Genomic DNA, 12,492 nt, shown 5'->3' with positions numbered 1-12,492 from the left:
CCCCGTCCATTGGTATGCACACAAAGAGAACAACGCTATGAAACGGATTCTTCTCGGTACTCTTTTCACCGCTGTATCCCTCAACGCCATGGCACAAGCACCCGGCGGTCCGGATTGCGGTTGGGGCAACATGCTGTTCGAAGGTCAGCGTGGCACTCCAGCGCACTTCCTGGCGTCCACCACCAACGGCACCTCCGGCAACGCGACCTTCGGCATGACTTCCGGCACCAACGGCTGCTCCACCAATGCGTCACTGACTTACGGTGGTAAATCCTGGTTCGCCATGAACGGCATGATGAACGAGCTCTCCGAAGACATGGCCAAGGGGCAAGGCGAAGCCTTGACCACCTACGCCGTGGTACTCGGTGTCGCTCCTGAAGACCGTGCGCACTTTGCTGCGGTCACCCACGAACACTTCCAACAGATCTTCAGCAAGGCTGACGTGACCGCGGAAGATGTGCACACCAATACCCTGGCCGTGTTGAAGAACGATGCGCGCCTGGCGAAATACGCCACTCCGGCTTAAGCTCGACCCGCCCGCTCCCCCCCGGGGAGCGGGTTTTGTCTTCTGGACCTTGCCCATCTTGGGTCTTTGTATTTCCGACTTAAGTTGCCCACCATGCTCAAACGCCTTGCCTACCTGGCGCTCTTTGTCTGCGCCCCGCTGTATGCCGCGCCCCACATCGATCCCCAGCGTTTGCAGCAACTGGCCAATGACCCGTTCTGGATTTCCATCGGACACTATGAAACCTCCAAACTGGGCGGCTGGCGCAGTTATGTCAGTGATCCGAAGTTCTTTCTCGCAGCCGATGGCGCCCACCATCCCGATGCAGAGCTGAGCGCGACTCTGAACGCCCTGTACGCTGCCCCCGATGCCGGTGACCGGCATGCGCAGTGCGTCTATCCGTCCCGCACCCGCTGGCTCAAGACGCAACTGGGGCTGAACGACTTGCCCCAGGTTCAATGCACCGAATTCAAACAATGGTTCAAGGATGTCTCGCCCCACAGCACCGTGATGATTTTCCCCGCGGCCTACCTCAACAGCCCATCCTCGATGTTCGGCCATACCCTGCTACGCATCGACCAGGCCGACGTGCAAAGCAACAACACGGCCCTGCTCAGCTACGCGATCAACTTCGGTGCCTATATCGAAGGTTCGGACAACAGCATCCTCTACGCCTGGAAAGGCCTGATGGGCGGCTACCCCGGACTGTTCGCCCTGGTGCCCTACCAGGAGAAGCTGTCGGAGTACCGCAGCCTGGAAAACCGCGACCTGTGGGAGTACCGCCTGAACCTGACGCAAGTTGAAACCGAGCGCATGGTGGAGCACGTCTGGGAACTCAAGCAGATCAAGTTCGACTACTTCTTCTTCGACGAGAACTGCTCCTACCGCCTGCTGGAGTTGCTACAGGTCGCCAGGCCCAGCCTGCGCCTGACCGGACAATTCCCCTTGACCGCCATTCCCACCGATACGGTGAAGGCGGTCAAGGACGCCGGGCTGGTGGAGCGCATCGACTATCGCCCTTCCCGGGAGCGGGAGCTGCTCAGCCGCGCCCAGCCCCTGAGCCACGACGAACAGCAATGGGTACTCAAGGTCAGCGCCGATCAGAAACAACTGCAGGGCGCCGAGTTCAAGGCCCTGCCTCGGGCTCGCCAGGCCTTGATCGTCGACGCTGCCTACCGTCTTGAGCGTTACCGGGCCAACGGGCTGGAGCGCGATACCGAGCGCTCCCAGCGCAGCTTCGAACTGTTGCGGGCGATCAACCAGAACCCCGCGCCGGAACTGCAGATCGAACGCCCCGGCCTGCCGGAAGACGGTCACCAGTCCCGTACCTGGCAACTGGGGCTAGGGACCCGGGACGACAAGGCCTTTGCCGAATACGGCCTGCGCATGGCGTACCACGACCTCAACGACAACGCCGAGGGCTTCCCACTGGGGGCGCAGATCGAAATCCTGCAGATGAAGCTGCGCCAGTACGAAGGCAACCACTGGCAGTTGCAGCAACTGGACCTGGCGACCATCCGCTCCCTGACTCCACGCAACGAACTGCTGCAACCCTGGTCCTGGCAAGTCACTGGCGGCCTGGAGCGGGTGCCTGGCAAGCATGACGATGAAACCCTGGTCAGCCACGTCAATGGCGGCGCTGGCGGTACCTGGCAGTTGGGCGAGGACACCCTGGGGTTTGTCCTGGGCACCGTTCGGGTAGAACACAACGCCGATTTCGCCGGGTTCATCGCTCCGGCGGCGGGCTTCAACTCAGGGCTGCTGTGGAAGAACCCCCTGGGCAACTTCAGCCTCGAAGCCAAGGGCGACTACTTCACCAACGGCGAAGTCCGCCGCAGCCTGAGCCTCAACCAGCAATGGGAACTGTCCCGCAACCTGGGCCTGCGCCTGAGCGCACAGCGCGAGTTCAGCCAGCTGGCTACCCCCGTCAACGAAGTCATGCTCGAACTCAAGTGGTATCACTATTAAGGGCTGCTGGGAGCTTCAAGCTGCTAGCGACAAGGTTTTCACGCGTCGCTGACACTCGTCCTTCTAGACTTCACTCAGGTGAAACCTGGGAGTTACTCGATGTGGCGTTATGGTTGGGCAGTGCTGGCACTGGCACTCATCGGTGGTTGTGAGTCAAACCACGAGTATTTGCTCAAGCAAGGCTATCCGCCGGCCTTTGTCGACGGGTTCGACGCTGGCTGCGTCAGCGGCCGTCAAGCGGCAGGATCGATGAGCGGGGAGTATCGCAAGGACGTTCCGCGCTACCTCAAGGACCCGCAGTATGCCGAGGGCTGGAACGATGGTTTCCGCCAGTGCCAGGGCATGCTGGAGAACCAGGACCGCAATGAGTACCGGGAACGTCACTGGGACGAACGGGAGCGCGCCTGGCAGCAGGAGAAGGACCGTGACGCGGGTCGAGCCTATCGCTCGCAATAAGTCGTTTTCAGCTAACCGCCCGGGTCAAAAGCCTGCAACCATGGTCCATCCCTCCCTTGAAGGAGAACAACCATGAGCCGCGCTTTCGTCAATGAAGATCTGGCCGCTGCCCAGGTCGAGCAACCCGTGGAACGTCAGATTAGCACCCTGCCCAACTACGTCACCCCCCTGGGTCTTGCCGAATTGCAGGCCAAGGTGGCAGAACTGCACAGCCAGCATTCGACACAAACCGACTTGGGTGACGCCGCAGATCAGCAGCAGGTGGCGGAGCTGGAACGGGACCTGCGCTATTTTTCGTCGCGCCTGCACAGCGCCCAGGTGGTCAATGCGAGCACCTGCGACAAGGTGCAGATCGGCAGTCGGGTGACCTTCGCTGATGAACAGGATCAACAGCAGAGCGTGCAGCTGGTCGGTGAGGATCAAGCCGATGCAGCCAGGGGGCTGATCAATTGGGCCTCGCCCCTGGGCCGTGCCCTGTTGGGGGCGCAACCCGGTGACGAAGTCCTGTGGCAACGGCCGGCAGGGGATCAGTTGATCGAAATCATCCGGATCGAACTGGCCTGAGACGACTCAGACCACGCCCTGGGCCAGCATGGCATCGGCAACCTTGACGAAGCCGGCGATGTTCGCCCCTTTGACGTAGTTGATCCGACCGTTCTCTTCGCCGTAATGCACGCAGGCATGGTGGATCGACTGCATGATGGCGTGCAGCTTGCTGTCCACCTCACCGGCAGTCCATAGCAGGCGCATGGCGTTCTGCGACATCTCCAGCCCGCTCACCGCCACTCCGCCGGCATTGGATGCCTTGCCCGGAGCAAACAGGATGCCGGCGTCGATAAAGATATCCACAGCTTCCAGGGTGGTGGGCATGTTGGCGCCTTCGGCAACACAGATGCAGCCGTTGCGCAGCAAGCTGCGGGCGGCATCGGCATCCAGTTCGTTCTGTGTGGCGCACGGCAGGGCGATGTCGCAGGCCAGGTCCCACGGCGTCTTACCGGCACGGAACTCCAGGCCGAAGCGGCTTGCCAGCTCGCTGATCCGCCCCCGGGTGACGTTCTTCAGCTCCAGCACCGCCAGCCATTGTTCTTCGCTCAAGCCTGACTCGCAGTACAAGGTGCCCTCGGAATCGGACAGGGAAATCACCTTGCCCCCCAGATCCATGACCTTGCGCGCCGCATATTGCGCCACATTGCCGGAGCCGGAGATCGCCACGCGCTTGCCCTCGACCCGGTCGCCACGACGTTTGAGCATCTCCTCGGCGAAGTACACGCAACCGAAACCTGTGGCCTCCGGGCGGATCAGGCTGCCGCCATAGCTGATGCCCTTGCCGGTCAGCACCGAAGTGAACTGGTTGCTCAGGCGCTTGTACTGACCGAAGAGGAAACCGATTTCCCGGGCCCCCACACCAATGTCTCCCGCCGGCACGTCCACGTCGGCACCGATATGCCGATACAGCTCGGTCATGAAGGCCTGGCAGAAGCGCATCACCTCGGCGTCGCTCTTGCCTTTGGGGTTGAAGTCCGAGCCACCCTTGCCGCCGCCCATGGGCAGGGACGTCAGGGAATTCTTGAAGGTCTGCTCGAAGGCGAGGAATTTCAGCACGCCCATGTTGACCGATGGATGGAACCGCAAGCCGCCCTTGTAGGGACCGATGGCGCTGTTCATCTGGATGCGGAAGCCGCGATTGACCCGGACCTTGCCCTGATCGTCGACCCAGGACACGCGAAACACCACTGTGCGCTCCGGTTCGCAGATTCGCTCGAGAATACCGGAGCTCAGATAGTGCGGATTGGCCTCGAGAAATGGCCAGAGGCTGCGCAGAACCTCTTCCACCGCCTGATGAAACTCAGGTTGGTCCGGATCGCGCTTTTTCAGGCGGGCGAGGAAATCTTCGACGGATTCGATCATGGGAAGTCTCGGCAAATTTATTGTCGTTAAGGGGAGATTTGCCCCGGACTTTATCAATTCAAATCGCACCGCGACAGCGCAAAATGTCGCAGATCTGAATTTAAATGGTGCAATAAATATAAATGGCGACGATTTGCAGGGGTTTTGTGCACCGGTTTGGTGGAAAAAAATTCAGGGTTTGCACGTTTTTGGGGAGCAGCAGAAAACTCTTCGCCGGCAAGCCGGCTTCTACAGGAACGGTGCTGTTTTTGCAGGAATCGGCGCGCCGACGAACAAAAAAAACGGAGCCCGAGGGCTCCGTTTCGTTTTCAAGCAGCGACCCGGTCAGGCCAGCTTCTTGTGCCGCACACGGTGCGGTTGCGCAGCCGCTTCGCCCAGGCGTTTCTTGCGATCGGCTTCGTACTCGGTGTAGTTGCCTTCGAAGAACACTGCTTGTGAGTCGTCTTCATACGCCAGGATGTGAGTGGCCACCCGGTCCAGGAACCACCGATCGTGAGAGATCACAATGGCGGCGCCCGGGAAGTCCAGCAGGGCTTCTTCCAGGGAACGCAGGGTTTCAACGTCGAGGTCGTTGGACGGTTCGTCGAGCAGCAGGACGTTGCCGCCCTCTTTCAGGGTCAGGGCCAGATGCAGACGGCCGCGCTCACCACCGGACAGATCCTTGACGAACTTCTGCTGATCGCCGCCCTTGAAGTTGAAACGACCGACGTAAGTGCGCGACGGAATCTCATAGTTGCCGATGCGGATCTGGTCGGAACCGTCGGAAATCTGCTGGAACACGGTCTTGCTGCCGTCCAGGTCCTCACGGCTCTGATCCACGCAGGCAAGCTGCACGGTTTCACCGATTTCGATGCTGCCCGAATCCGGGGTTTCCTTGCCCATGAGCATGCGGAACAGGGTGGATTTACCAGCACCGTTACCGCCGATCACGCCGACGATGGCGCCTTTAGGCATGGAGAACGACAGGTTGTCGATCAGCACGCGATCGCCATAGCCCTTGGTGACGTTCTTGAACTCGATGACCTTGTCACCCAGGCGCGGACCGGCCGGGATGTAAATCTCGTTGGTTTCGCTGCGCTTCTGGAATTCCTGGGACTGCATTTCCTCGAAGCGTTGCAGACGAGCCTTGGATTTCGACTGGCGGGCCTTGGCGCCTTTGCGCACCCACTCCAGCTCTTCCTTCATGGCCTTTTCATGGGCCGACTGCTGCTTGGATTCCTGGGCCAGACGATCGGACTTGGCTTCCAGCCAACCCGAATAGTTGCCCTCGTAAGGAATACCGGCGCCGCGGTCGAGTTCGAGAATCCAGCCGGCGACGTTGTCCAGGAAGTAACGGTCGTGCGTGATCGCGACCACGGTGCCCGGGAAGTCGTGGAGGAAATGCTCCAGCCAGGCCACGGAGTCGGCGTCCAAGTGGTTGGTTGGCTCGTCGAGCAGCAGCATGTCCGGAGCGGACAGCAGCAGGCGGCACAGGGCCACACGACGCTTTTCACCACCGGACAGGTGCTCGACCTTGGCGTCCCAGGCCGGCAGGCGCAGGGCGTCGGCGGCCACTTCCAGCTGGCGCTCCAGGTTATGGCCGTCGCTGGCTTGCAGGATGGCTTCGAGCTTGGCTTGCTCGGCGGCCAGCTTGTCGAAATCGGCATCCGGCTCGGCGTAGGCCGCGTAGACCTCGTCCAGGCGAGCCTGGGCATCCTTGATCACGCTGACCGCTTCCTCGACCACTTCACGCACGGTCTTGGCTGGATCGAGCTGGGGTTCCTGAGGCAGGTAGCCGATGTTCAGGTCCGGCATCGGACGGGCTTCGCCTTCGAACTCGGTATCGACGCCGGCCATGATTTTCAGCAGCGTGGACTTACCCGAACCGTTGAGGCCCAATACGCCAATCTTGGCGCCGGGGAAAAAAGACAGAGAGATGTTTTTCAGGATTTCCCGCTTCGGTGGAACAACTTTGCCCAGCCGATGCATGGTGAAGACGTATTGAGCCATGGTGAACCTAGCGTCAGTGACAGATGAATAGAACGGGCCGGGCCCGGGCCAGGCCATGCGCTGCACCGGCATTGACCATGATCAATACCGGCGGGCGGAAAAAGCCTGATTGTCTGGAGCTGGAACGCTCCCGCGTAACCGGCAAAACTACCTCAATGCACGATCCAGGTCCAGCCAGGCGGGACTGGCACTTTGCCACAACTCAAGGCATGCTAGCCGCCCTTCGGGCGTCCGGCTTATAGTGCACGTCGCGCCAGCCCAGCCAAACCGCAGGATCACAGCTTGTCCAACGTCATTTCGCCACAGCCCGCGCGCGCTAAAGCCTCCGCGTCGGCCTATCCTTTGCGGGGCACACTCAAAGGCGCACTGGCTACCCTGGTGCTATTACTCCTGGCCCTGTTGTTCTGGCAGCTGCTCGATCAACTGCAGCAAACCCGCAAGGACCAGCGCCAGCACGCCATCGACTACAGCGCCGACCTGGCCGACCACCTGAGCCTGAACCTGGCGCTCAATGCCCAGATCGCCCTCAATCTGCTACCGATCGTCGAAGCCCCCCAAGACCGCCAGCAGCAACAGCAATTGCTGCAAAAGCTCCAGCGCTCCCTGCCGGACGTACGCAGTTTCGCCCTGCTGGACAGCCAGGGGCAGATCCTCAGCGACAGCGCCAGCGACAGCCAGGACACTCTCTGGCTCACCGAACTGGTCCAGCGCAGCCGTTCCCAGCGCTATTACTACAGCAATCCTGCCGACGGTTCAGTGGTGCATGTCTTGCTACACCAGGCCAGCGGCTCGACCCGCAGTTTCTGGATACTGCGCATGGCCCCCAGCTTCCTGCAGACCCTGGTGCGGCAAAGCGAGGAAGGTTTCAAACCGACCTGGGTGATCGAGAACCGCCTGAGCCGCCAGGTGATCAAGCGCGACGAACGCAGCACGCCGACCCCGGGCATGCTGGACCCCGACGAGATGGCCAGCAGTGTGCTGCTGGTGCCATTGAACAATAGCGACTGGCAACTGCGCGGGCTGTTCGACCAGCGTGCGGTGATCGAGGAGCTGCTGCCGGCCTTTATCGGCAAGTGCCTGCTGGGCCTGGCGTTCTCCCTGCTGCCGGTGATTGCCCTGCTCAACATGCGTCGGCGCCAACGCCAGCTCCACGAGGGCCGGCGACGCTATCAGGATATTTTCGAGGGCACAGGGGTGGCCCTCTGCGTTATGGATATCTCCGGGCTCCCGGACCTGCTCGGCAAATACCATTTACACAACAGCGACCAGCTCAAGCGCTGGCAGACCAGCCACCCGGACCACCGTCGCCAGTTGCTGGAAGAATTGCGCATCACCGAAGTCAATCAGGTGGCGCTGCGCCTGCTCAACGTCGAATCCAGCGACCAGGCCTGGCAACTGCTGATCGAAGGCTGCCCGAAGAACGGCAACGCCATCGGCGGCCAGTTACTGGAAGCCGTGGTCAACCAGCAGAAACAGCTGGAACTGGAGATCAAGCTCAGCGACGCCCAGGGCAATGACCAGCATCTATGGCTGGTGCTGCGCCTGCCGGAAGCGACAGAAGACTACAGCGCAGTGATCCTCAGCATCAGCGACATCACCAGTCGCAAGCTGATCGAGCTGTCGCTGCTGGAGCGCGAAGGTTTCTGGTCGGACGTAGTGCGCACCGTGCCCGATCACCTGTATGTGCAGGACGTGATCAGCCAACGGATGATCTTCAGCAACCACCACCTGGGCCAGACCCTCGGCTACAACAAGACCGAGCTGCACCAGATGGGCGAATATTTCTGGGAAATCCTCCTGCACCCGGAAGACGCCGACCTCTATCACCGCCTGCGCCAGGAACAGCGTCATTCGGCCTATGCCCAACTCCTGCAATGCCAACTGCGCTTCCGCCACCGCAGCGGCCAGTGGCGGCGCTTCGAGATCCGCGAGCAGGCCCTGGCCCGGGATCGCTACGACCAGGTGACGCGAATCATTGGCGTGGCCAAGGACATCACCGACCAGATTGAGGCCAGCGAATCCCTGCGCGACAGCGAACAGCGCTACCGCATGCTCGCCGAAAGCATCAGCGACGTGATCTTCTCCACTGACAACAAGCTGTCGCTGAACTACGTCAGCCCCTCGGTGCATGCGGTGCTCGGCTACGACGTGGAGTGGATTTTCCAGAATGGCTGGCAGTCCACCATCGCCAATCCACAGCAACTGGCCGGCATCTACACCCTGATGGACCGGGTCAGCAAAGCTCTGGACAAACCCGAGCAACTGGCGCAATTGCGCAGCCAGGTGCAGACCCAGCTGTTTCTGTTCGACTGCCTGCGGGCCGATGGGCGCAAGATTCCCATCGAACTGCGCCTGGTATTGGTGTGGGACGAGCATGGCGCCTTTGAGGGCGTACTCGGGGTCGGCCGCGATATCAGCCAGCAGCGCCGCGCGGAAAAAGACCTGCGCATGGCGGCCACGGTATTCGAACACTCGACCTCGGCGATCCTGATCACCGACCCCGCCGGCTACATCGTCCAGGCCAACGAAGCCTTCAGCCGGGTCAGCGGCTACGCGGTGTCCCAGGTGCTCGATCAGTTGCCGAACATGCTCACCGTCGACGACCAGCAAGAAGCCCACCTGCGTTATGTGCTCAAGCAGTTGAACCAGCACAGCACCTGGGAAGGCGAAGTCTGGCTCAAGCGCCGCAATGGCGAGCACTACCCGGCCTGGGTCGGCATCACTGCGGTGCTCGACGATGAAGGCGACCTGGCCAGCTACGTGTGCTTCTTCAGCGACATCAGCGAGCGCAAGGCCAGCGAACAGCGGATTCACCGCCTGGCCTACTACGACGCCCTGACCCACTTGCCCAACCGCACCCTGTTCCAGGACCGTCTGCACACTGCGCTGCAATCGGCAGAGCGGCAGAAGTCCTGGGTGGTGCTGATGTTCCTCGATCTGGACCGCTTCAAGCCGATCAACGACTCCCTGGGCCACGCCGCGGGCGATCGCATGCTCAAGGAAATGGCCACCCGCCTGCTGGGTTGCGTCGACGATGACGACACCGTGGCGCGCATGGGTGGTGACGAATTCACCCTGCTCTTGCAACCCCGCTCCAGCCGCGAGATTGCCCTGAACCGGGCCATCAATGTGGCCGAGAAGATCCTCGCCAGCCTGGTCAAGCCCTTCGTCCTGGAAGGCCGGGAATTCTTTGTCACCGCCAGTATCGGCATCGCCCTGAGCCCTCAGGACGGCAACGAACTGAGCCAGTTGATGAAGAACGCCGACACCGCGATGTACCACGCCAAGGAGCGCGGCAAGAACAACTTCCAGTTCTACCAGGCCGACATGAACGCCAGTGCCCTGGAGCGCCTGGAGCTGGAAAGCGACCTGCGCCACGCCCTGGAACAGGAAGAGTTCGTGCTTTATTACCAGCCACAGTTCAGCGGCGACGGCAAACGCCTGACCGGTGCCGAGGCGCTGCTGCGCTGGCGTCATCCGCGCCGCGGGCTGGTGCCGCCGGGCGACTTCATTCCGGTCCTGGAAGAACTGGGCCTGGTGGTGGATGTCGGCGACTGGGTGATCAGCGAAGCCTGCCGCCAGCTCAAGTCCTGGCACCAGGCCAAGGTGCGGGTACCGAAGGTCTCGGTGAACATTTCCGCACGGCAGTTCTCCGACGGCCAGTTGGGCATGCGCATCGCCACCATCCTCAAGGACACGGGGCTGCCACCGGCGTGCCTGGAACTGGAGCTCACCGAAAGTATCCTGATGCGCGAAGTCAGCGAGGCGATGCAGATCCTCGACGGCCTGAAAAACCTTGGCCTGAGCATCGCGGTGGACGACTTCGGCACAGGCTATTCATCGCTGAACTACCTCAAGCAGTTCCCCATCGACGTGCTGAAGATCGACCGCACCTTCGTCGACGGCCTGCCGTCCGGCGAGCAGGACGCGCAGATCGCCCGAGCCATTATCGCCATGGCCCACAGCCTGAACCTGGCGGTGATCGCCGAGGGCGTGGAAACTCATGAGCAGCTGGACTTCCTGCGTGAGCACGGCTGCGATGAAGTCCAGGGCTACCTGTTCGGCCGACCGATGCCGGCCAACCGCTTCGAAGCGCAATTCAGCAACGACGCCCTGTTCATGTTCGACTAAATCTCTCCTATGCGTAGGAGCCGGCTTGCCGGCGAAGGCGATTCAGGGGCCTCTTCGCTGGCAAGCCAGCTCCTACGAGAGATCACTTACGACGTGAAGGCCACTTGTCTGCGACATGATGTCCTTTCATATGCCATCTAAAACCCATTGGGTTAGAATGCCTCCCTTTTCTGCCCCCGATCCTTGAGGACCGCCATGTTCAGCCGTGATTTGACTATTGCCAAGTACGACGCCGATCTCTTTGCCGCCATGGAGCAAGAAGCTCAGCGCCAGGAAGAGCACATTGAGCTGATCGCTTCGGAAAACTACACCAGCCCAGCGGTGATGGAAGCTCAAGGCTCGGTATTGACCAACAAATACGCCGAAGGTTACCCAGGCAAGCGCTACTACGGCGGCTGCGAGTACGTCGACGTGGTTGAACAGCTTGCAATTGACAGAGCCAAGGAGCTGTTCGGCGCCGACTACGCCAACGTCCAGCCACACGCCGGCTCCCAAGCCAACGCTGCGGTCTACCTGGCCCTGCTGCAAGGCGGCGACACTATCCTGGGCATGAGCCTGGCCCACGGTGGTCACCTGACCCACGGTGCCGCGGTATCCTCCTCCGGCAAGCTGTACAACGCTGTTCAGTACGGCATCGACGCCAACGGCCTGATCGACTACGACGAAGTCGAGCGCCTGGCCGTTGAGCACAAGCCAAAAATGATCGTGGCCGGTTTCTCCGCCTACTCGCAGATCCTCGACTTCCCGCGCTTCCGCGAAATCGCCGACAAGGTCGGTGCCTACCTGTTCGTCGACATGGCCCACGTGGCCGGTCTGGTCGCCGCTGGCGTCTACCCGAACCCAGTGCCATTCGCCGACGTGGTCACCACCACGACCCACAAGACCCTGCGCGGTCCACGTGGCGGCCTGATCCTGGCTCGCGCCAACGCCGACATCGAGAAGAAGCTGAACTCCGCGGTATTCCCGGGCGCCCAAGGTGGCCCGCTGGAGCACGTGATCGCCGCTAAAGCGATCTGCTTCAAGGAAGCGCTGCAGCCTGAGTTCAAGGCCTACCAGGAACAAGTGGTGAAGAACGCCCAGGCCATGGCCGAAGTGTTCATCGCACGCGGTTTCGACGTGGTTTCCGGCGGTACCAAGAACCACCTGTTCCTGCTGTCGCTGATCAAGCAGGACATCTCCGGTAAAGACGCCGACGCCGCTCTGGGCAAAGCGTTCATCACCGTGAACAAGAACTCCGTGCCAAACGATCCACGCTCTCCGTTCGTCACCTCCGGCCTGCGCTTCGGTACTCCGGCTGTGACCACCCGCGGCTTCAAGGAAGCCGAGTGCAAGGAACTGGCCGGCTGGATCTGCGACATCCTGGCGGACCTTTCCAACGAAGCGGTGATCGACGCCGTACGTGAGAAGGTCAAGGCCATCTGCAAGAAGCTGCCGGTATACGGCGCTTAATCAGCCCGCAGACTGCAGTACAGGAAGCCCGGCCTCAGTGCCGGGCTTTTTTATGCCGGTGAAATACCAGCGAGCCTACCCAAGCG

8 protein-coding genes are annotated in these 12,492 nt (G+C 61.3%); 6 read left to right on the top strand and 2 right to left on the bottom strand.

All coding sequences use genetic code 11. The annotated features are described in order from the left end of the window. The first annotated feature begins 37 nt into the window (after window positions 1-37). The 4 genes from FW796_RS28055 to FW796_RS28040 all read left to right on the top strand — a co-directional run bounded on the left by FW796_RS28055 (window position 38) and on the right by FW796_RS28040 (window position 3,493). Complete coding sequence (locus tag FW796_RS28055; RefSeq protein ID WP_011063564.1) at window positions 38-526, top strand: DUF3015 domain-containing protein; 489 nt, start codon at window positions 38-40, stop codon at window positions 524-526. A gap of 93 nt (window positions 527-619) precedes the next feature. Continuing rightward, entirely contained in the window at window positions 620-2,473 is a 1,854-nt protein-coding gene (locus FW796_RS28050) for an Lnb N-terminal periplasmic domain-containing protein (protein WP_346635983.1), read from the top strand. A gap of 99 nt (window positions 2,474-2,572) precedes the next feature. Next, entirely contained in the window at window positions 2,573-2,929 is a 357-nt protein-coding gene (locus tag FW796_RS28045) for a hypothetical protein (protein ID WP_446440427.1), read from the top strand. A gap of 72 nt (window positions 2,930-3,001) precedes the next feature. Beyond that, window positions 3,002-3,493 (top strand): GreA/GreB family elongation factor, encoded by a 492-nt coding sequence (locus FW796_RS28040; RefSeq protein ID WP_346635981.1) that lies wholly within the window; start codon window positions 3,002-3,004, stop codon window positions 3,491-3,493. A 6-nt stretch (window positions 3,494-3,499) separates the two neighbouring features. On the opposite strand, the gene gdhA is transcribed toward FW796_RS28040, so the two are convergent. Beyond that, window positions 3,500-4,837, bottom strand: coding sequence for an NADP-specific glutamate dehydrogenase (gdhA, locus tag FW796_RS28035; RefSeq protein ID WP_346635980.1), 1,338 nt, complete (start codon window positions 4,835-4,837; stop codon window positions 3,500-3,502). Between the two features lie 324 nt (window positions 4,838-5,161). Next, the gene (ettA, locus tag FW796_RS28030; protein WP_011063569.1) at window positions 5,162-6,826 is read right to left on the bottom strand and encodes an energy-dependent translational throttle protein EttA; all 1,665 of its coding nucleotides are present in this window, start codon (window positions 6,824-6,826) and stop codon (window positions 5,162-5,164) included. 282 nt (window positions 6,827-7,108) lie between these two features. Here ettA and FW796_RS28025 point away from each other — a divergent pair, with 282 nt between their 5' ends. After that, window positions 7,109-10,957: a sensor domain-containing protein gene (locus FW796_RS28025; RefSeq protein WP_404937702.1), complete on the top strand. Its 3,849-nt coding sequence runs from the start codon at window positions 7,109-7,111 to the stop codon at window positions 10,955-10,957. A 195-nt stretch (window positions 10,958-11,152) separates the two neighbouring features. Then, entirely contained in the window at window positions 11,153-12,406 is a 1,254-nt protein-coding gene (glyA, locus tag FW796_RS28020) for a serine hydroxymethyltransferase (RefSeq protein WP_123724460.1), read from the top strand. The last annotated feature ends 86 nt before the right edge of the window (window positions 12,407-12,492 follow it).

The organism is Pseudomonas sp. 910_21, assembly GCF_052850735.1.
This window is presented reverse-complemented; position numbering and strand designations above follow the sequence as displayed.

What these genes read in the sequence shown, in the direction of transcription:
- ettA (WP_011063569.1), bottom strand. Translation starts at nt 6,826, where the DNA reads ATGGCTCAATACGTCTTCACCATGCATCGGCTGGGCAAAGTTGTTCCA.
- FW796_RS28050 (WP_346635983.1), top strand. Translation starts at nt 620, where the DNA reads ATGCTCAAACGCCTTGCCTACCTGGCGCTCTTTGTCTGCGCCCCGCTG.
- glyA (WP_123724460.1), top strand. Translation starts at nt 11,153, where the DNA reads ATGTTCAGCCGTGATTTGACTATTGCCAAGTACGACGCCGATCTCTTT.
- FW796_RS28045 (WP_446440427.1), top strand. Translation starts at nt 2,573, where the DNA reads ATGTGGCGTTATGGTTGGGCAGTGCTGGCACTGGCACTCATCGGTGGT.
- FW796_RS28040 (WP_346635981.1), top strand. Translation starts at nt 3,002, where the DNA reads ATGAGCCGCGCTTTCGTCAATGAAGATCTGGCCGCTGCCCAGGTCGAG.
- gdhA (WP_346635980.1), bottom strand. Translation starts at nt 4,837, where the DNA reads ATGATCGAATCCGTCGAAGATTTCCTCGCCCGCCTGAAAAAGCGCGAT.
- FW796_RS28055 (WP_011063564.1), top strand. Translation starts at nt 38, where the DNA reads ATGAAACGGATTCTTCTCGGTACTCTTTTCACCGCTGTATCCCTCAAC.